The 20,003-nt window shown below is 44.6% G+C and carries 21 protein-coding genes, 3 pseudogenes and 1 other annotated feature; of the genes and pseudogenes, 4 read left to right on the plus strand and 20 right to left on the minus strand.

Features of this window, described 5'->3' with window-relative positions:
* Positions 1-87: 87 nt before the first annotated feature.
* The 8 genes and pseudogenes from ACYQ3Q_RS07245 to ACYQ3Q_RS07280 all read right to left on the minus strand — a co-directional run bounded on the left by ACYQ3Q_RS07245 (position 88) and on the right by ACYQ3Q_RS07280 (position 7,673).
* Positions 88-300, minus strand: a complete 213-nt coding sequence (locus ACYQ3Q_RS07245; RefSeq protein ID WP_459927924.1) for a hypothetical protein — start codon at positions 298-300, stop codon at positions 88-90.
* 49 nt (positions 301-349) lie between these two features.
* Entirely contained in the window at positions 350-994 is a 645-nt protein-coding gene (locus ACYQ3Q_RS07250; RefSeq protein ID WP_459927925.1) for an ABC transporter permease, read from the minus strand.
* Entirely contained in the window at positions 995-2,110 is a 1,116-nt protein-coding gene (locus ACYQ3Q_RS07255) for a betaine/proline/choline family ABC transporter ATP-binding protein (protein WP_459927926.1), read from the minus strand.
* Positions 2,111-2,174: 64 nt separating this feature from the next.
* A complete protein-coding gene (locus tag ACYQ3Q_RS07260; RefSeq protein ID WP_034144785.1) occupies positions 2,175-2,801 on the minus strand; it encodes an ABC transporter permease in 627 nt (208 codons plus the stop codon).
* Between the two features lie 254 nt (positions 2,802-3,055).
* Entirely contained in the window at positions 3,056-4,468 is a 1,413-nt protein-coding gene (locus ACYQ3Q_RS07265; protein ID WP_459927927.1) for a sigma-54 interaction domain-containing protein, read from the minus strand.
* A gap of 206 nt (positions 4,469-4,674) precedes the next feature.
* Entirely contained in the window at positions 4,675-5,571 is an 897-nt protein-coding gene (locus tag ACYQ3Q_RS07270; protein WP_459927928.1) for an FAD binding domain-containing protein, read from the minus strand.
* Positions 5,572-6,092: 521 nt separating this feature from the next.
* Entirely contained in the window at positions 6,093-6,386 is a 294-nt protein-coding gene (yhbY, locus tag ACYQ3Q_RS07275) for a ribosome assembly RNA-binding protein YhbY (RefSeq protein ID WP_459927963.1), read from the minus strand.
* 169 nt (positions 6,387-6,555) lie between these two features.
* Positions 6,556-7,673, minus strand: a pseudogene (locus tag ACYQ3Q_RS07280) (RNA-guided endonuclease InsQ/TnpB family protein).
* Between the two features lie 90 nt (positions 7,674-7,763).
* Between ACYQ3Q_RS07280 and ACYQ3Q_RS07285 the strand changes: the two are divergent.
* Positions 7,764-7,907 (plus strand): ribbon-helix-helix domain-containing protein, encoded by a 144-nt coding sequence (locus ACYQ3Q_RS07285; protein ID WP_459927929.1) that lies wholly within the window; start codon positions 7,764-7,766, stop codon positions 7,905-7,907.
* A gap of 197 nt (positions 7,908-8,104) precedes the next feature.
* On the opposite strand, the gene ACYQ3Q_RS07290 is transcribed toward ACYQ3Q_RS07285, so the two are convergent.
* From ACYQ3Q_RS07290 to rplU, 8 genes are all read right to left on the minus strand, one after another.
* Positions 8,105-9,304: an ABC transporter permease gene (locus ACYQ3Q_RS07290; RefSeq protein WP_459927930.1), complete on the minus strand. Its 1,200-nt coding sequence runs from the start codon at positions 9,302-9,304 to the stop codon at positions 8,105-8,107.
* Positions 9,301-10,617 (minus strand): efflux RND transporter periplasmic adaptor subunit, encoded by a 1,317-nt coding sequence (locus tag ACYQ3Q_RS07295; RefSeq protein ID WP_459927931.1) that lies wholly within the window; start codon positions 10,615-10,617, stop codon positions 9,301-9,303. Before ACYQ3Q_RS07295 ends, ACYQ3Q_RS07290 begins: the two co-directional genes overlap by 4 nt.
* Before the next feature lie 49 nt (positions 10,618-10,666).
* Positions 10,667-11,935: a GTPase ObgE gene (gene obgE / locus ACYQ3Q_RS07300; RefSeq protein ID WP_459927932.1), complete on the minus strand. Its 1,269-nt coding sequence runs from the start codon at positions 11,933-11,935 to the stop codon at positions 10,667-10,669.
* Between the two features lie 120 nt (positions 11,936-12,055).
* Positions 12,056-12,559 (minus strand): Spo0B domain-containing protein, encoded by a 504-nt coding sequence (locus ACYQ3Q_RS07305; RefSeq protein WP_459927933.1) that lies wholly within the window; start codon positions 12,557-12,559, stop codon positions 12,056-12,058.
* A 35-nt stretch (positions 12,560-12,594) separates the two neighbouring features.
* A complete protein-coding gene (locus ACYQ3Q_RS07310) occupies positions 12,595-12,732 on the minus strand; it encodes a hypothetical protein (RefSeq protein WP_459927934.1) in 138 nt (45 codons plus the stop codon).
* Between the two features lie 359 nt (positions 12,733-13,091).
* Positions 13,092-13,400, minus strand: coding sequence for a 50S ribosomal protein L27 (gene rpmA, locus ACYQ3Q_RS07315; protein ID WP_034144768.1), 309 nt, complete (start codon positions 13,398-13,400; stop codon positions 13,092-13,094).
* A complete protein-coding gene (locus ACYQ3Q_RS07320) occupies positions 13,394-13,768 on the minus strand; it encodes a ribosomal-processing cysteine protease Prp (RefSeq protein ID WP_459927935.1) in 375 nt (124 codons plus the stop codon). The genes rpmA and ACYQ3Q_RS07320 overlap by 7 nt, the downstream gene beginning before the upstream one ends.
* Positions 13,746-14,057: a 50S ribosomal protein L21 gene (gene rplU, locus ACYQ3Q_RS07325; protein WP_459927936.1), complete on the minus strand. Its 312-nt coding sequence runs from the start codon at positions 14,055-14,057 to the stop codon at positions 13,746-13,748. The genes ACYQ3Q_RS07320 and rplU overlap by 23 nt, the downstream gene beginning before the upstream one ends.
* A gap of 13 nt (positions 14,058-14,070) precedes the next feature.
* Positions 14,071-14,154, minus strand: a sequence feature (ribosomal protein L21 leader region).
* Between the two features lie 315 nt (positions 14,155-14,469).
* On the opposite strand from rplU, the gene ACYQ3Q_RS07330 reads away from it, so the two are divergent.
* Entirely contained in the window at positions 14,470-14,592 is a 123-nt protein-coding gene (locus ACYQ3Q_RS07330; RefSeq protein WP_034144770.1) for a hypothetical protein, read from the plus strand.
* 157 nt (positions 14,593-14,749) lie between these two features.
* Here the strand turns inward: ACYQ3Q_RS07330 and ACYQ3Q_RS07335 are convergent, their stop codons facing one another.
* Positions 14,750-14,929, minus strand: a complete 180-nt coding sequence (locus tag ACYQ3Q_RS07335) for a hypothetical protein (protein WP_459927937.1) — start codon at positions 14,927-14,929, stop codon at positions 14,750-14,752.
* A gap of 10 nt (positions 14,930-14,939) precedes the next feature.
* A complete protein-coding gene (locus tag ACYQ3Q_RS07340; protein ID WP_459927964.1) occupies positions 14,940-15,746 on the minus strand; it encodes a SwmB domain-containing protein in 807 nt (268 codons plus the stop codon).
* Here ACYQ3Q_RS07340 and ACYQ3Q_RS07345 point away from each other — a divergent pair.
* A pseudogene (locus tag ACYQ3Q_RS07345) lies at positions 15,674-15,928 on the plus strand (HD-GYP domain-containing protein); the annotation flags it as partial. The gene ACYQ3Q_RS07340 and the pseudogene ACYQ3Q_RS07345 overlap by 73 nt on opposite strands.
* A gap of 78 nt (positions 15,929-16,006) precedes the next feature.
* Positions 16,007-17,923, plus strand: coding sequence for a cell wall-binding repeat-containing protein (locus ACYQ3Q_RS07350; protein ID WP_459927938.1), 1,917 nt, complete (start codon positions 16,007-16,009; stop codon positions 17,921-17,923).
* A 281-nt stretch (positions 17,924-18,204) separates the two neighbouring features.
* On the opposite strand, the gene ACYQ3Q_RS07355 is transcribed toward ACYQ3Q_RS07350, so the two are convergent.
* Together ACYQ3Q_RS07355 and ACYQ3Q_RS07360 are read right to left on the minus strand one after the other, a co-directional pair.
* Positions 18,205-19,596 (minus strand): pyruvate carboxylase subunit B, encoded by a 1,392-nt coding sequence (locus tag ACYQ3Q_RS07355; protein ID WP_459927939.1) that lies wholly within the window; start codon positions 19,594-19,596, stop codon positions 18,205-18,207.
* 220 nt (positions 19,597-19,816) lie between these two features.
* Positions 19,817-20,003: pseudogene (locus ACYQ3Q_RS07360) on the minus strand (hypothetical protein); the annotation flags it as partial.

A 20,003-nucleotide genomic window follows, 5' to 3' on the forward strand; every position in this document is an offset into this window, starting at 1 on the left:
ATGGATGGACTGATGCCGCGGTGCCAAGGATGGCAAGGAGCGGCGCACTTGCAGAAAGCCCAGAGGTTTTAAGTTTTAGCCATATCCTCAAGCGAATAGCGATGAATCACGATAGTCTCCAGTACGATAGTCTCCAGTACGATAGTCTCCAGTACGATAGTCTCCAGTGGAGAGTATCGCCGAAGCCGCGATCCGCAAAGGAATACCTACCGGCGTAGGATAGAGTATCGCCGAAGCCGCGATCCGCAAAGGAATACCTACCGGCGTAGGATAGAGTATCGCCGAAGCCGCGATCCCCAAAGTATACCTACCGGCGTAGGATGTGCGAATGGGCTAAGACAATTCCTCCCTACTCAACCCGCATCCCAGGTGGAGTAATCCTAAACTCTAAGTAATTGATCATCCGATCCAAGGAGATAGCCATCAGCGCCCCGAGCCCTGCCCCAACTAGCAAGTATTCAGGCCGGAAGAGAGCCAAGCCGCCCATAATGAGATTACCCAAACCGCCAGCCCCAATCAGAGCGGCCAGTGTACCAATACTCACGACATAAACAGTCGCGGTGCGGATACCGCTAAGAATAATCGGTATGGCCAAAGGAATCTCCACTTCTAAAAGAATTCTTCGTTGGGACATCCCCATGCCACTAGCAGCTTCCTTCACATCCGGACTAACCCCCATTAAACCAGCAATTGTATTTCTAACGATGGGCAACAGACTTTGGAATAAAAGAGCGACTATAGCAGGCTTCATTCCCAAACCGAGGATCGGTAAAGCCAAGGCAATCACAGCAATCCCTGGAACGGCTTGTAACAGGTTAAGAATATTAAGGGTAACAAGACCGAACTTTTTATAGTTTGGACGACTTAGGAAGATCCCGAGCGGTATGGAAATCAGGATTGCAAGGGTTATGGTAATAAGAACGATCATAGAATGCTCCCACAAAGCCTCTGGGGCCTTCTCGAAAAGAGCATACCTGAAATGCTCCCAGTTCATTTACTCACCCTCTTTCCTGTAAACATGCTTCCTAATGCCTTTGAATGAGAGCATCCCACATAGTTCTTTATCCTTCAGAATTCCGAGGTAATCCGCATCATATTCCAGTAATAAAGAGAGCGCATCCGGGAAAGGAGTAGTCGCTTGGACAAAGGCCTTTTCCGTCCTAAGAACTCGTTTCTTTAACCCCTCCAGGTCACTCCCAAACTCACGAAGATCCGAAGACGTGATATGTCCCCAAGCCTTACCCGCTTCATTCAAGAGGAACGCCACCTCTACCCCTGCGTCCTTCATTTTCTGGGCTGCATTCTGCCATTCATTTCCCCTCAACACACACCCAATCGGTTGCATGGCATCTTCCGCTAGATACAAATTCAACTTTTTAACCACCCGATCGCGACCGATGAAGTCTTCGACAAACTCATTGACCGGATTGGTTAAGATCTCTTCTGGTGTCCCAAATTGAACTAATTTTCCAGCATTAAAAATAGCAATGCTATCTCCCATTTTAATAGCTTCGTTAATATCATGGGTGACAAAGACAATGGTCTTCTTAATCTCCTTCTGCAAACGAAGAAATTCATCCTGCAAATGCGTCCGGGCTATCGGGTCAACCGCTCCGAAGGGCTCATCCATCAGCATAATCGGAGGATCAACAGCCATGGCCCTGGCGACTCCAACTCTCTGCATTTGCCCCCCACTGAGCTGAGACGGATACTTTCCCCTTGTCTTTTCTAAGTCAAGCCCCATCATAACGATCAGCTCATCAACACGTTGCTTGATCTTCTCTTTCGGCCATTTATATAAGCGGGGCACGATGGCAATGTTCTCGGCAATCGTTCGGTGCGGCAGTAGGCCAATCTGTTGAATGACATAGCCAATCCCCATCCTCAGTTGGTCTGAGTCGGTGTGCGTTACATCTTCTCCGTTAATATTGACTACCCCGGACGTAGGCTCGATCATTCGATTAATCATACGCAAAATAGTACTCTTCCCGCAGCCTGAGGGTCCAACTAAGACACATATCTCCCCTTTAGGAATAGAAAGAGATAATTGGTCGACTGCTGGCATTGCTTGACCTGGGTACTGTTTCGTAATTTGCTTTAGTTCAATCACTTTTGAATCCTCCTCTGCAAACGTTCTCCTGTCCTCAGATAGACTTTTCTCTGTTGATGAGGAGTTAGCGGCTAATTCTTAATCCTTTAGGAACAATCCTTTTCTCAATCAGGCCAAGGATAGTATCCAAACCGATAGCAATCACCGAGATAATCAGGGCCCCTGTGATCATCATAGGCGTATTAGAACGAACAAGACCTTCCTGGATAAATCGTCCTAAATTACGTTCTCCAATATAGGTGGCGATAGCTGCAATGCCGGTAGTCATGACCACAGTAACTCGAAACCCCGCAAAGATGATTGGCATACCTAGTGGCACAAGAATTTCGACGAGAATCCTTCTCGTACTCATACCCATCCCTTTAGCCGCTTCGATCACATTGCGATCGACGTTTTTAACTCCGTCATAGACGCTACGAATCAAAGGCATCATGGCATAGAGCACTAACGCCAGCAAAGCAGACTTTCGACCTAAGCCAAACATTGGGATTGTTACTAAAATAGCAAACATGGACAAACTTGGAATACAAAATATCGTGTTGGCCAAAGCCAAGACCCTTGCCGCCCATTTATCGCTTTTCGTCAACAAAAGCCCGACAGGTACCCAAATCGCCAAGGAAATCCCCACTGCCAACAAAACCAGCGTAAAATGATTCTCAGAATACTCTATAATAGTTTTAGTATTCTTCATCAGAAAATTGATAAAATCCGTGAAAGCCAATCGCCATCACCCCACATTCTTTCGTTTTTTCTAGGCGAAGAGTTCCATATTTAATAGAATAAACCTAATTCTTGTTGCAAGAACGGTGCCTAATTTCAGATAATTGTGTCATCTGCCTTTTTGTCCTTCCCGATAATCTAGACGCAAAATTTATTTGCCCACATAAACCCTCTAAACCCGGTTACAGAGATTGTTAAGGATAGGTGCCAAACATATTTGCCTGCCTAAGAATTATGCATCCCTAATTTTTTCATCCGGTATTGGAGATTCTGCCGGGCAATTCCGATCGAATCAGCTGCTTTTGTGATATTACCCCCATGGTTTTTAAGCGCTTCTGTGAGGACTTGCTTTTCTACCTCACGTAATGCATGAGCCAAGCTGCTAGCATCTTTTCGATAGAATTCAGTAGAAGTCCCCTCTTGACTGAGAAACTTTGCCCTTAGATAATGCGGCAGATGGTCAATCGTAATGACTTTTCGACCATCAAGCATGTTCATAGCACTTTCTAGAATATGTTCTAATTCTCGAACATTCCCTGGCCACAAATAATTTAAGAAAACATTCTTTAATTCCGTACCCATCACGACCCCGCCCAGGCCATATATGTTCTGATAGCGGTTTAAAAAATAATGCATTAACGCCTCGATATCCTCCTTGCGATCTTTCAAGGGCGGAAGAAAGAGAGTCATAACCGCTAACCGATAAAATAGGTCTTTGCGCAAACTACCGCTATTGATGGATTCCCAAGGATCAATATTCGTAGAACTGATCACTCGGCAGTGAATCGGAATTTCTGTAGTCCCGCCGACCCGCCTCACCATTTTCTCTTGCACAACGCGCAGAAGCTTAGCCTGGAGCGCAATACTCATAGAATTGAGTTCATCTAAGAACAAGGTTCCGTTCCCAGCTTGTTGAAACAGACCCTTCGATTCCACTGCCCCGGTAAAAGCCCCCTTAGTTGTCCCAAAGAGAATGCTCTCCAGCAACGTTTCTGGAATCGCGGCACAGTTAATCGCCACGAAGGGCTCCTTCTTGCGAGCACTGTAATTATGAATTGCTTGAACCAGTAATTCCTTACCTGTTCCAGTTTCTCCGAAGACTAAGATAAAACCGTCGGCCACAGCTGCTTTCTTGGCAGATGCAATCAGACTTTGCATTGCAGAGCTGGCAGAGACAATCGATTCAAAGGTATAGCGAGTTCCGTTATTACCACGCTGATCTTGCCCTTCAAGCCCGATTTGATCCTGTAATTGCATTGTCTTGGTTAATAGTTCTTTATACTTGGTAATGTTTTTACACACCGAATAGACCGCTATAACCTCATGATTTTTTATGACAGGAAACGTACTGGCAATAATATTGACCTCTTTCCCTTGATTGGTGAAATAGGTTTTATGCTTGTCCAAAACAGGTTCTCCGCTTAGAACAACACTTAGATGTTCACTACTTTCCAGCGTCACCGCATCATAGACTTCGGCTAAATTCTTTCCGATGACATTTTCAGTTGCTAACTCTTCTAATTTAGCCATCTCAGAATTATAGAAGATGATTTTGCCATTGCGGTCAGTAACAATAACCCCTTCTTCGATCGAATCAAAGAGCTGCCTAAATACTGGAATCATTATCTCATCAGGCATCTCCTTACCTCCTAGTCAAATCTCAAACTATTTTTAAACTTATCGCGTTAATTCTCTAAATCTAGTTAATCTCCTCTTTGACAACCCCAGGAATCAATGATCTGACTCAAAAATACAGGCTCAGGTGATCACTATGTTCGCATTAAAAGTCATATCTCATTCAATTCACTGGGTATCTCAGATCGGCACTGTGTTAGAGCCCTCGATTACCTATTCTGGATTATCTGTTCTGGCTTTGGAAACAAGTCATTGAGCAGATCATACGCGAGACCGCGAATAGCCTGACGTTTATACTCCTGAGAAGCCCGTCCAGGGATTGCCCGGTCGACAACCTCTGTCAGTCGATCAGCAATCTCCCGAGCTAGAGCTGGAATAACCCTTTTTCCTTGCAATTCCTGCTCCAGGTCCTCTAAACGAAAGGGAGTCCGCCCTAAAGCTCCCACAGCCCATCTTGAATTATGGATCGTCTCATTTTCTGAATCCACTTCCACCCACGCTGCAATATTCAGACGAGCAATCGTTACAGCGGTCCGAGTACCTAATTTTTTGAAGGCGCTGACAACATGTGTCTTCCCTTTAGCTTCCCACACTGGGAAATCGATCTCAGTTATTAATTCCTTTTCCTTAAGCCCTGAGCCGTTTCCTGCCTGAAACTCAGCAAAAGATATCCTCCGTGACCCTTGTGGTCCCTGTATCCTGACCCAAGCCTCAAGTGCTAGTAACGTAGGCAGACTGTCTCCAGCAGGTGAAGCATTGGCAATATTTCCGCCGAGAGTTGCCCGGTTACGGATTTGCGTGGACCCGACCTGAGACGCAGCCTGACTCAGACACCTGGCCTTCTTCCTAATGAGGCTGCTCTCACCGATTTGACTGAAGGTTGTCCCACTTCCGATTTTTATCCTGCCCTCATCTTCCTTAATAAACTTCAATTCCGAAATCTGAGAAAGGTCTATGAGCCAAGCAGGTTGCAGCTTCCCGCTCTGCATCTGGATCACAAGATCCGTGCCCCCATTTATGTAAACGACTTCTTCATCAATTCGAGAAACTAACTCAAGCCCCTCGGTAACCGTTAATGGACTAGAAAACTGAGTAATCGGCATCATAAAACTCCTCTCCCTAATGAGCAAAATCAACGAATTGGGTAGAGTTATGTTTAAACTAAAGGTAAATGTATCCAGAGAATCTGACTATACTCTGAATTATACCAAAAAACTAGCGTTTAAAGTCTATCTCTACGTGGATTATTTTATTCTTTCATCTAAATTTCATATGGTATTACCGGTTTTAGGATTAGGTATTAAGCTAAACCAAAAAAAAGGTAAATCTCTACTTATCTAAGTATAATATGGGTAATACCTTTTTGATGGAGGGACATTGTAATGGAAAAGCAACCTCTCTCTGGTAAGTAACTAACATAAAGCAAAAGACCTCTAATTTTTAAGTTAGAAGTCTTTTCTGCTTTTTACTTATAGAGACGTACAGGGTTTTAAAAAATTAAATCCGTCTGTACTCTTTGCCCCAATTTCTTTTTTCACAGCTTTACCTAAGTCAAGGAGGCAAGTCTGCTGGTCCAGTGCTAGTCAACGATACAAGTCAAGAACCGCCCCCAACTTGCACTCTTACACTACTTGGGGAGAACTATGAATGGCTTATCTTTAGATTGTCTGAAGAGTAGAAAATTCCGCCCGATAACTTGCACGAGTTCGGACCCTGTCTGCTCAGCTAGTTCTGCAGCCACGGCTTTTGGCTCCTCCATACAGTTTTGTAAGACACGGCCTTTGATGAGTTCTCGAGCCTCTATGGTCTCATTCGTTTGGGTGATCACATTTTCTGCGATTCCACCCTTACCCACTTGCAAGATCGGATCCATTTCATTGCCCATAGCTCTTAAATAACGTTTTTGTTTACCTGTTAACACGAATAATCTTCCCGTTGCCAAAACTTTATAAAAGTCTATTAAAGTTCTGTTTGCTTCCCTATTCATCGTGTCCGATTTTGCCCGAAGGCTACTTTCGTTTGATATAACACTCCAAGGGCTTAAATTCCGATGCAACGAATCGTACACATTAGTAGTGTCTTTTAGGTGACTAGACTACTAATTGGTATCTCGAAAGATTAATGGAAGCATTGAAATCTCGATCTATTACCAAACCACATGCACAACTGTATACTCTATCCGACAACTTCAAGTCTTTCTTAATAGCTCCACAACTCGAACAAATCTTACTCGAAGGAAACCATTTGTCAGCCTCAACAAGTTCGATACCATGTTTCTCACACTTGTATTGGAGCTTCAACTTAAAGTCATACAGTTTTTGTTGAGCAATTGCTTTCGATAGATGCCGATTTTTCATCATACCCTTGATGTTTAGAGTTTCCACAACCACTTTGCAAGGCTTGGTTTTCACAATTACATTGGTGGCTTGGTGAATATGATTACTTCTGATTCCAGTTAACTTTCGATGTAGCACACGGATTTGCTTCTCAACTTTTATAATGTTGCAGGTTTTGACGAAACGGACTCCCTTCTTGTTTTTTTGATATTTTCGAGAAACTTTGCGTTGCAACCTACGAAGCCGTTTCTCTGGCTTCTTAACACTTTGAGATTTGTTAATGTTTTTGAACACCATACCATTAGAGCAGGATGCAAGGACTTTGATCCCAAAATCAATGCCGATGACTTCACTTGTCAACTGCTCAGTATCTTGCTCTTGCTCGATTCCGACTGCTAGGTACCAATACTTTCCGTCAAATGAAATACGAGGGTTAGTGTACTTTTGACCTAGTGGCAATTGTTCTGAAGTCTTGATCCATCCGATTTTCTCAATTAGAACGATGACTTCTTTGACCTTTAGTTTCAAGTTATCGTTGTAGAATGAAGGTTTAGACTTCCTCCTGCTCTTGAATGTGGGCTTTTCAGCTGAATGCTTAAAGAACTTCTTGTAAGCATCACAGGCATCCTTAACTGCTTGCTTGGGATGTTATTGGAAACATCCCCAAGCCAAGAGAACTCTTCCGTTTGCTTTAATTTGGTTAGCTCTTTCCTCAGATCATTGTCTGAAAGGAAATTTCCACCACTAGCATAGTTCTTCTCTTGTCTGTCTAATGCCCAATTGTATGCCCACCTTGCAGTTCCAGCCGACTTCCACAACTGCTGTTCCTGTGCTTCTGTGGGCTTGAGTCTAACTTTCTTTCCGAGGATCACTTGATTTCACCTCCAAGGATACTATACCATAGTGACACCACCTTTACAACACTGTATTTCATTGCTATAATTACCTAGAGGTGAATGATAATGACCATTAGTGCTGATAATACGAGAACCAATATAACCATACCAAAGGCTCTAAAGAAGAAACTGGAAAAACTTGCTAAAGAACAGAATCGTTCCTTAAACAATTTAATCGTTACCATCCTTGAGAACTCTACTAAGAAATAGTAGGGTTCTATATAGTTTCATAAGAATTTCTTAACTGTTGTTATTACTCATTACCTATTACTCATTACTCATATCTCTCATATCTAATTACTCATCACATATCTCATTTACTCGCACGTAGCTTATTTCCATATACTCATTATTCATACCTCCAAGCGACCATTGGTTCCTTGAACATGGGGATGGTTCTTTACCCATTACTCATATCTCAAAGCGGACATCGGTTCGAGCTTAGCCGCCTTTAAAGCTGGATAAAATCCAAAGAATAGTCCTACTCCGACGGAAAAGGACACGGCTGCTAGAATCGCCCAGCCTGAGAAAAGCGGTGGCCAGTGCAAAAGAAAGGCTACCGTCAGCGCACTCCCTATCCCTAGAGCGATGCCCACGATTCCTCCGATCAAGGATAAAACGATCGCTTCTAATAAAAATTGGGTTAAAATATCCCGTTCCTTAGCTCCCACCGCTTTGCGCAAGCCAATTTCACGAGTGCGTTCTGTTACTGAAACTAACATGATATTCATGATGCCGATCCCCCCCACCAAAAGGGAGATTCCAGCGACGAGACCGATAAAGCTTGTCAGAATGCGCATAATCTTATTGGCCGATTGAACCAATTGCTGGACATTAAAGGCCTCATACTGATTAGTGGTCCCATGACGCACATTCAAAATCCGCTTAACATTTGCAATCACGCTTTCCAAATCCGTTTCCCGATAGGTCGCACCTTCTAGCTGATCTACCCTTTGAGATTGGAAAATATCCGACCACGTCCCCCAAGGCATATAGGCATAAGCATTCTGTGGACCTACATTAAACTGCGCAAAGGCTGATTGATCCTTGGCCAAAACCCCAATCACCCGACAGGGGACATTATGAATCATGACCTGTTGCCCCAAAGGATTCCCAGCCCCCATTAAATTGTCGACTAAGGTCTGGTCGATCACCACCACACGACGATCCGCGGAAAACTCTTCCTCTGAGAAAAACCGACCTTTCGCAATATCTCGACGCCTCAAATCTGCAAACTCCGGGGTTGTTCCGACGACCATAGCGGAAGAACGCTTTTGACTCACCTCAACAGCAGTATACTCAATGCTGGCTGGCAGCAAGCTTTTAATTTGCGGCAGAGCCCGTTTCAAACTCTCTCCATCCGCAAGGGTTAAGCGGTTTGCTTCGGCTTGTCCGGTTTGTCCGACAGATTTCGTGTACAACACGAACAGGTTGACTCCGCTTTTCTCCATTTCCTGCATGATGGCCGCTTTACCACCCAGCCCGATCGTGACCACAGCGATCACTGCAGCAATTCCGATGATAATCCCCAGCATTGTCAAGCCGGTACGTAATTTATTAGTCCGTAAACTAAAGAGAGCCCCTCGTAATCCTTCTAGGAGACTCATGCTCCCCCACTTCCTACTTCAGGCGCTACCGTCATTCCTTCCGATAATTCCTTAGAGGGATTCAGGACCACTTGGTCCCCGGCGTTTAAACCAGAGGAAATTTCCTGATGCGTATCGTTCCCGATTCCTAGCTTCACCTCGGTCTTACTCAGGCGACCCTCTTGAATCCGATAGACATAGTTCTTGTTTCCTTCTTGAAAAAGGGCCTCTTGAGGAACCGCCAAAATTCCTGCTTTGGTCGCCACAATAATTTGAATGCTCACTGTAAATCCTGGCTTCAATCCGGCTGGCACTTGATCTAAACGGATTTTTATCCCTACCGTCGGGGAAGCATTTCCTTGGAGGCTGGGCTTAGTAACCGCCGCCGGAGCGATCCCGACAATTCTGCCTTGAACGGTCGTGTCTCCCAGCACCTTACTGGTCATCGCCACTTTCCCGTCCATTTGCACCTTTCCCGCATCGACCTCATTCAGTTGCGCCTCGACGTTCATCTGAGTTAGATCGGCCACAACCACCAGCGGCACCTGCACGGGAGAGAGATTTCCATCCTCAGCATTAACCTCCAAGACAGTACCAGCGATCATCGCTTTATGAATCGTTTGCCCCTGTTGCACCTGAGCCACTTTAAGCATCTCCTGAGCCTGCTTTAATGCCGCTTTACTTTGGGCTAGTACTCCCTCAGCTTGCTTAACGGCGCCTGGGCTTACAGAAATCCCACTATTATTTAAATCACCAGCGCCAGTACCATTTGCAGTTCCACCGATACTGTCAGTTCCGGCAGAATTACCTAAACTACCTGCTATACCACTTCCATAAGCATCAGCTAAAAGACTGGCTACAGTGACCGCACTAGCACTAGCATCAGCATCAGCATCAGCACTAACACTAGCATTGGCATTGGCATTGGCATTGGCACTAGCATTAGCACTTAGAGCTTTCTTCAAATCCGCCAAATTAGCTTGCGCCACATTGACACCTGTTTGGGCGGCCTCAACGTTCGCCTTCGCCTGGGCTACTTGGGCATCGACAAGAGTTGTATCAAGTGTGACGAGGGTTTGCCCCACTTGAACGGAATCCCCTACTTTCACCGCCACCCTCGTAACACGCCCGGGCGTTAGGACACGCACCTCTTGACGAGACACCGGAACAAGGCTGCCCGTCGCATAGACGTCTTCTTGCATCGAGATAGGTGCTACAGCTCCAGCTTTGACCTTCAGCGGACCCTGAGGGGTTCCCCAAATCCACCATCCGCCAAGGGCTAAGGCCAGAATCAAGAATCCAGTTAGTGTTCCTAACCAAAGCTGCTTCTTCACTGTGCTCCCCCCTTAACAACCATCCGTCCAGCTCATAGGAACCTGGCCCTTAGACCCAATCGAATTTATAGCCCGCAATCTCCACTTTGTCCCCTTCTTTGATCCCTGCCGCATTTAAAGCATCGTCAATTCCCATGGCCTTGATAATATTTTGGAAACGATAGACACTCTCTTCTCGATCGAACAAGGTCATCTTAGCATGCCTCTCGATTTCTTTACCGACTACGATGAACAGATCCTCTTCCTTTAAGATCTCAAAGCGCGGATCTGATTCTGCTTTCGTAACACGATGATCAACCGGAAGGCTGACAATCTCAGGAACCGGGATATCCGGCAGGATCTGGGCAATACGATAAATTAGTGCTTGCAAGCCTTCCCCTGTCGCAGCCGAAACCGAAAAGATTTCATTTCGACCATCCACGGCTTCTTTTAAACGCTGCAAGTTTTCCTCAGAACCCGGGATATCCATTTTATTAGCGACAATAATCACCGGTCGCAGAGCAAGCTCCGGACTATAAAGCCGAAGTTCTTCTTCAATAATCCGGAAATCCTCCAAGGGATCCCGTTCCTCTGACCCAGAAATATCTAAGACGTGCAGAATCAAGCGAGTTCGCTCGGTGTGACGTAAGAACTCATGTCCCAAGCCCGCTCCCGAATGAGCACCCTCAATCAAGCCTGGAATATCTGCCATCACAAAGCTTTCCCCATCCTCGATATCGACCACCCCCAAATTCGGAATCAGGGTGGTAAAATGATAATCGGCAATTTTGGGTTTTGCGGCAGACACTTTGGAAATCATCGTGGATTTTCCAACATTCGGAAACCCGACCAAGCCGACATCAGCCAAAAGCTTTAACTCTAAACGCAGCCAGCGCTCCTCACCCGGTTCACCATTTTCCGCCAAAGTAGGCGCTTTATTAGTATTACTCATAAAACGAGCATTACCCCGTCCGCCGCGTCCACCTGCTGCGACTACTACACGCTGGTCATGTTCAATAATATCTGCTATAGGCTCTCCTGTACTATCATCGAGGACCACAGTTCCGACCGGAATACGCAGAATAATATCTTCCCCGCCCCTGCCGCTCATATTCTTGGCTTGCCCATGATCACCGCGATCCCCTTTATAATGGCGTTTATAGCGAAAGTCTACAAGGGTTCTTAAACCTTCATCCCCTATGAAAACTACATTTCCCCCACGACCACCGTCTCCACCACTCGGTCCGCCCTCCGGAACATATTTCTCACGTCGAAAGGCTACAGCACCCGCTCCGCCATCTCCAGCTTTAACATAAATCTTTGCCTGATCGTAAAACATACCTACAATCTCCTTAATCAAGTTAACTCTAACCGCTTAGCTCACTTTAACCTATTTATCTCACTATAACCTATTTAGCTTAATCTAGCCTTTCCCTTACCACATTCAAGGATGCTTATTTCAAAGCCCGTTAAACGCCACCATTTTATCATAAAGGACCGTCTCCTCGTCCGATAAGATAAACTGGCAAGAGAAACCACCCGGCTCATCGAATAAATACAGCTCAGCTTGCAAGTCTTTCAACGCCTTAGACCGCAAAGAGGCTTCCATACATTCTTTAGTGTACCCGTATAACTGCTCTACATATTCCTTTTGCCAATGATCTTGCCAAAACTCGTTCTGTTTCATCTCCTCAGGAAAATCGATCGTCACTGTAATCCTGTTCTGACTCAGACGAATCAATAAACCCAGCATGATTGCAGCTAAGTGAGGTTCGGCTAGATGCCCTATCTTTTGCTCTTCCTGCGATCCGGTGACCGTATCTCGCATATACTGAAGAGCCTCCTCCGGATGGTTGAGCTGTAAATTGCCCATAATCACCTGCCAATGATTTAGATAGTCATGCCTCTGAAGGCGATACCATTGTAACATCTCTGACAACAAAATTTCTTCGACCTCTGACATCGTCACCCTTCCCCCTCTCAATTAAATTCTGCAAATCAGTTAATTAATTCATCTAAAGCTGAGCTGAACATCGAGACTTCGGTACGAAAGCTTCCAGTGGCGATAGTCTCACTACCATACTCTCCGGTACGATACTCTCCGGTGGAGAGTATCGCCGAAGCCGTGATCCCCAAAGGAATATCTACTGGCGAAGGGATAAAGCATTTATCGCCGAAACCGCCTATCTCAAAAGGAAGACTTCGCGTTATGATCTCTGTAATCTCTGTAATCTCAGCTAATTTCTATGTATCTCTATGTATCTATCCCTACCTTACATATAACCTACCTGCTCACTTCCAATGCCTCATGGCCACGTTCTCAGTATTAATACAACATGACCACGTTCTCAGCCCTAAACATCTCTCATTCTCTGGTCCAAAATGTCACCAAACAGCAAGCCTGGAGTCTAGTCTACAACTAACCTACAACCCTCAAGATAGTTGTATATACGAATAAAACCCCTGGGAAAACCCAGGGGTCAGTAAGAAACAGCTTATAGGGCGATAGCTATCGGTGTTTTTGCACGTTCTGCATAAATACTAACTTGTTTGTGCAAGCGATCTTTATGTTCGAACTTGACATAACCGTCAATCAGAGCAAATAAGGTGTCATCTTTACCCAGACCACAGTTTTTAGCGGGATGAAACTTCGTTCCACGTTGACGCACAATAATCGTACCAGCCTTGACGAATTGACCATCGCCGCGTTTCACACCCAGACGTTGAGCGTTACTATCACGACCATTTCGTGAGCTACCTACCCCTTTTTTATGCGCGAACAGTTGAAGATTCATTTTTAGCATGGAGTCCACCTCCTTCGATCAATAAATATATATTCTTCTCCATAAGTCGTTTGTATTTGTTCAATACCTAACGCCATCGTTTGCAAAATCCACTGGGCCTTCTCCAAGTCTTGCTCAGAAATCCCCTCCAGCCGACAGGAGAGATGTCCATCAGCCTCCTGAGCTTTAGGGACCGCCGATAAGAAATGCTCCAACCCATTGACAGCCGCAATACTCAGTGCAGAAACCCCCGCACAGACTATGTCCTGGCCCTCTTCGGCAAACCCAGCATGTCCGGACAATTCGAATTCACGAATTCGTCCTTGCTCATCCGCCCATACTATGAAGCGAATACCATCTTGGCGCTTACGCTTGGAGTGCCTCGACAACCACTTTTGTGTAGGGTTGACGATGTCCTTGCTTGCGACGATAGTTTTTCTTGGACTTGAATTTGAAGACAATAATCTTCTCCCCTTTACCGTGCTCCACTACTTTCAGCACTGCTGTAGCACCCGCCACAACAGGGGTTCCGACATTAACTGCTCCGTCTTTTTCCACGAGGAGAACCTGATCAATCGTTACGGCATCTCCGACGTTAGCATCCAATTTCTCAACGTAAAGTACGTCGCCCTCTTGAACGCGGAATTGCTTACCACCAGTTTCAATCACTGCATACATATAAAATACACCTCCCATGCCCTAGACTCGCCATTGCAGGTCGGTTTCTTAAAGCAAAAAACCCGTTAATACCTGATTCGAGCGGTTGCGGTGAGAAGTCACCACATTTAAATATTTTAGCATTTGAGCACTTCATTTGTCAACCTTTTAAAAAATCTAAATGCGAAGATAGCGGACTTATATTTTTTGTCCTGCTTTAACTATAATCAGGGAATATCCTTACACTAATAGTTACAAAAAAACGAATTCTGCAACCATAACCTTATGGAGAACAAATATTAGTCTTTTTTTGTTGAAATTTAGAATTATAAACTCTAATTTAACAAAGCTTTCGTGCTGGCTCAAGAAGGAATAAGCATGTCAGTACCCGAATAGCATTAATAGTACCAAAATATGTTAGGAGTGAAATTGTATGCCATGGAAGCAATATAAAGAATCCCCGTTTCATTTACCAACTCGTCAAGAGATTTTGATTATTGCAGCTTCGGCAGTAATCTGCATAATTGTGATTGCTTATTTCGCTCTGACTACTTAACATAAGTTCTATGATCTCAACATCAAATCACTGCACTGTACCTCACTGTACTTCACTGTACTTCACTTCACTGCACTGTACTTCACTTCACTGTACTGTACTTAACTATACCTCACTGTACTTCACTGAGCCCTTAATCTAGGGGCTTTTTTGTTTTTCAATAAGTCGGACGAGTTAGGGAAGTCTCCTCGCTACCGGTTCCTGCACTGGCTAGCATAGGTCCACTTCCATCTGCATCACCCTTAACGCTAAAGTCCCAGCTGCCCACTTCAATATCTCTATCCATTGTTAGGACGACCAATGATCCTTGGTCAACAGTAAGTGAGCCAATTGTCACAGTACGCCCATTATTGTCCCGAACTTGGAAAGGAATAATTGGTATATCCGGAATCCCCCGCTCCAAAGGTAATGTAACCGTTCGTTCCCAGAAATACTTCGTCATAGTTTATCCCATAGAAGTTAAAATCAAAGGCTATTGGCACTTCGATATAAGCATCATCCGTGTGATTATAATAACCAGTTCCCTCAATAGTTCTTATCACTGACTCAAGGTCAATCAAAGTTGCGTTGCTCCACTCCGTGGTTGTCTGATTCGGTGCCGTGTAAAAACCTCCGACATAGCCCTGAGCATTATATTTAAGTCGGTAAGCTCCCACAGGAACTAATAAAGTATACTCCACACTTGCTATATCAACGCCGATTGGCACTGGGACGGATTGAACAAAATTGTTTTGAGAATTTTCCGTAATTTCCTGAACAGTCTCCGTGCCAGGGTTATTCATAACTGCCCTCGGCCCCGGCAAAAAATCTGTTAAAGCTGAGCGATTACTAAAATCCCGAACACTATTTTCTTCTAAATCCCGGATGTGGTAAGGTCCTACACTATAGGAGATCTTTAGATGGTCGTTCTTATAGATTGGTTGCCCAAGGTCTAGATAAAGGGATTTATTATCCACGGATACGCTTAGAACATTGATCCGAGTGCCATTCGAAGTGATAGAAAAATCAGTTGTCTCTGGTTGAGAACTACTATGAAGACTCTGATCAAACGACAATTTGATCTGGGTACCACCAGAACCATGAAAAATGGAATGGTACCGGCTATCCCCAAGGCCTAAAAGGAGAAGAAATTCACATCTACGGTCGGATAACAGCCCTTGCTGACGTGTTTGATGCCCTAGCTAGTGATCGCTGCTATAAGCAAGCCTGGGAAATTGACCGCGTCATCAATCTCTTCAAAGAGGAGCACGGTGTGCAATTCGACCCCCACCTCGTCGATGCCTTTCTGAACTGCCTAGAGGAAATCCTCGCTTTAAAAGAGCAATACGCGGATTAGGATTACGCTATTTTTTAAATATAAAGCAGGATTTAGTCAATATTTCGAGAAAGTTATACGTAAAAGGAGGCGTACACTTTGACGATCACTTTCTCGATTACGAAGAAATACTTTTTCCTAAGTCTTTTCCTGATTAGCCTCTTGATGTTGGCCTACGCGCCTAAAGCTAGCGCTTCTACCTCGACCGACAGAATTGCAGGCTATGACCGCTATCAAACAGCCGTTGCCATCAGTCAAAATGGCTGGCCGAATGGGGCAGATTCGGCAATTCTGGCCTTCGGAGAGAATTTTCCAGACGCCTTAAGCGCTGGACCATTGGCCCACAAGTATAATGCCCCGATATTATTGACCGGTTCCTATGGTTTAAATAGTGACACTGCTGCCGAATTGAAACGCCTGAAGGTCAAAAACGTCTACATTGTTGGCGGGTATGCAGTTGTCTCGGGAGAAGTCGAAAATCAACTTTCCTTAATGAATATCACCGCTAAGCGAATAGCCGGCCAAGATCGCTATGAAACAGCACTCCTAGTGGCTCAAGAAGTCGGTGTCAAAAAAGGGGTTATCGTAACCAGCGGTACTAACTTTCCGGATGCCTTGTCCATCGGTCCCATAGCCGCCGCCAATGAGATGCCCCTTCTCCTAGTACCTCCCCATGATCTCACTCCAGCACAGAAGGATTTCTTAAACAGCAATAAAATCCCCCTGATAGTCATCGTGACTGGCTACTCTGATCTCAGCGATAACGTGATCAGCCAGTTTCCGAATCACGAACTGATTTTCGGCTCAAACCCTTATGATCGGAATATTAGCCTGATCAGACGCTTTGCAGATAGTCTGGATTTAGACACTCTTTATATCTCAACCGGTGAGAATTTCCCAGATGCTCTTGCCGCCTCTGCCTTAGCTCAAAAGGGGAAAAACCCCATCATCTTGCTCCAAGGAAACTCCATTCCGTTTTCCAGCCATTCCTTCCTTAGTTCTAAAATCATCTCCAAACTCAAGATTTTGGGTGGCACGAGTGTCATTAATTTCTTGACTGAATCCACACTCCAGAGACTGCCAGGCGAGATTAAGTCAGTAACCGACATCACGGATAGTGTTCAAGAACAACAAAAATACGAACCACCCAAAACCATCACAGTTACCAAAACCAATGGCTTAAATGAAGAGGTCCCCGTAACTTGGAGCCTTTCTTCCGTGCACACCCTTCGTGCTGGAACCTATCAATTCGAAGGCACCTTAAAGAACTATAATGGCCATGTTTACCTTAAATTAACCATCTATCCAAAAGTGACGAAAATAGACAATATCAGCGCAGAGATCATTCTCGGCGATTCCTTTGATTTCCCGGATAAGGTGAACGCAACCATGAGCGATGGCAGCACAGAGACGCTTCCTGTTACTTGGAGTAGTAATATTATCCCTATCAATAAAGTAGGCACTTACCAATTTCAAGGAACGATTGATGGCTTGACTCAAAAGGTCAGCCTATCCCTCAAAGTCTCCGAAGATGCCAAAATAAATTTCCCCGATCTAGCCTTAAAAGATGCCATTGGGTATAAATTGAAAAAGGATAGCGATCAGACGATCTATAAGAGTGATGTTATGGATATCACCGTGTTAGATGCGCGCAGTGAAGGGATCACCGACTTGACCGGCTTAGAGTATTTAACCAACTTAAAAACCCTTGATCTCGGAAATAATCCCCTCCTGAAAGTTTCTTCACTCGCCAAGCTAACTAATCTTAAAACCTTAAAGATGACGAATACTCAACTGAAGGATCTCACTGCCCTAAAAGGTCTAACTTCCCTCACCTATCTTGACGTATCCGATAATAATATTAAGGATTTTACGCCCTTGAAATATCTTACCAAATTAACTACCCTTTATTTAGAGGACAACGAACCCTTGGTTGAGATCCCCGGTTATACGCCCGATTATAGCCCAGTCCGCTCCTATTATAATAATCTAACCCGCAAGGACTTCAAGCTATAGCCCTGAAGCAGACGTGAAAAATCCCCCTCATCCATACACAATGGTGAGGGGGATTTTCGATTTTGTTCCTAGACTAGACTGCCTACGCCATATTGAGCACATAAACTATACCAATCAAGACCGAGGCCAAGGAAATCGCGGCTAAGATTATATAGTAATTCTGTTTCTTATAATTGAGTTTATGCCATGGCAAGGACATCACTAGTTACCCCTTTCTACTGAAACGAACTTCTAGTGATATTTTATTACATAAAGCGACAATTATCAACGGAAAAATCCACCTAACCAATCCTTCGCTGGGAAACAGTTTCTGAAGCTGATGGATAGCTATCAATGCCATTTTTCTTTTTGATAAATTCTTCGGCAATTTGCGGGAACAACAAATAAGTTAAGACATCTTCATCGCTAGAAGTAATATCCTTAAGCTGTTCTTTGGCCTTTTCAAAGGCCGGCTCTAAGGTATCGGCATAGCGTCCTGATAAAGGTTGTTTTTTGCGCAGAGCTTTTTTAGAAACCTCTTCATTAATGGGTCCAGGGACCTTGCCGTATTCTCCCATGAAGTAGTTAATAACTTCTTTAATCACCACTTTATACCGTTCACCGGTCAAGACGTTAAAGACGGCTTGAACTCCAACAATCTGGCTAGTCGGAGTTACGAGAGGGGGATAGCCGAGGTCTTTGCGAACCTGAGGGACTTCACTAAGCACAGCCTCCAACTTATCAATCGCATTTCGATCTTTAAGTTGGGATATTAAATTAGATAACATCCCGCCAGGAACTTGGTAGACTAAACTTCCTGGTTGAGGCGTCAGTAATTGAGTATCCAGTAGTCCAGAGGCAATAAATTCTTCTCTGAGGGGTTTGAAAAAGTCATTAATCGTTTTTAATTTAAGGGCATCCAAGCCAGTCGTATAACCAGCATCCTCTAAGGCGAAATGCATGGTCTCAGTGGGGGGTTGGGCAGAACCGCTGGAGAACGAAGAAATAGCACAATCTATCCCGTCCACACCAGCCTCGACTGCTTTAAAGTAGGCCATTTCCGCAAGCCCATTATTACAGTGGGCGTGGAGGAAGATCGGTATTTTAACCGTTTGCTTTAAGTCCTTGATGAGATCAAAGGCCACCTGAGGCATTAAAAGGCCTGCCATATCTTTGAGGCATATAGAGTCTGCACCCATTTCCTCCAGCTGTTTGGCCAAGTTCCGGTAATTCTTAACATCGTGAATAGGGCTCACCGTGTAGACAATGGTTCCTTGGGCATGGGCGCCTTGTTGCTTGACTTCATCCATAGCGACTTTAATATTATTTAAGTCATTAAGGGCATCAAAAACGCGGACAATATCAATACCGTTAGCCACAGCGGCCTTGACAAAGTTTCGGACGACATCATCAGGGTAGTGTTTATAACCCAGCACGTTTTGGCCCCTAAGCAGCATTTGTAAGGGAGTCTTCTTGACAATCGCTTTTATCTTTCTCAGCCGATCCCAGGGGTCTTCATTGAGGTACCTTATACAGGTATCAAACGTTGCTCCTCCCCAACATTCTAAGGAGTAGTACCCGACCTTATCAAGTTCCTCGAGAATAGGGGCAAATTGTTCGAAAGCCAACCTTGTCGCGATCAAGGATTGGTTCCCGTCTCTTAAGACGGTTTCTGTGAAGTTTACTTTTCTCATCTTTTCACCTCGGAAATCTTTTATATTAGTTATGACACTAATTCGACTTTAGTGATTATTCAGTCAACATACACTATGGTATCATAATTATATAAGGAAGTTCAAGGAAAATACAGTATTCATTCCCCATTTCCTTGCCTCCTTCGCGAATTACATAATACAAGTACAGATTATCTCTTGTGTTACGCCGAGTACAATTGACACTTAAGCGCCATCTGACCTACTTCACTCTATAACGTACCCTGCTACCATATTTCTGTGAAGATAGAAGGCCGTTACTTTCGAGTTTGAGAACAAAGTTTCTAATTGTCGCATAGGCTGCGTTATTATAGTCCTTTTCCAGTTGCTTGGTCGAAGATAAGTTGGGTCGAGTAGAATGGCACTTTGCAGTGCCAAACCCTCTCAGA

It is taken from the genome of Desulfosporosinus burensis (genome assembly GCF_054657535.1).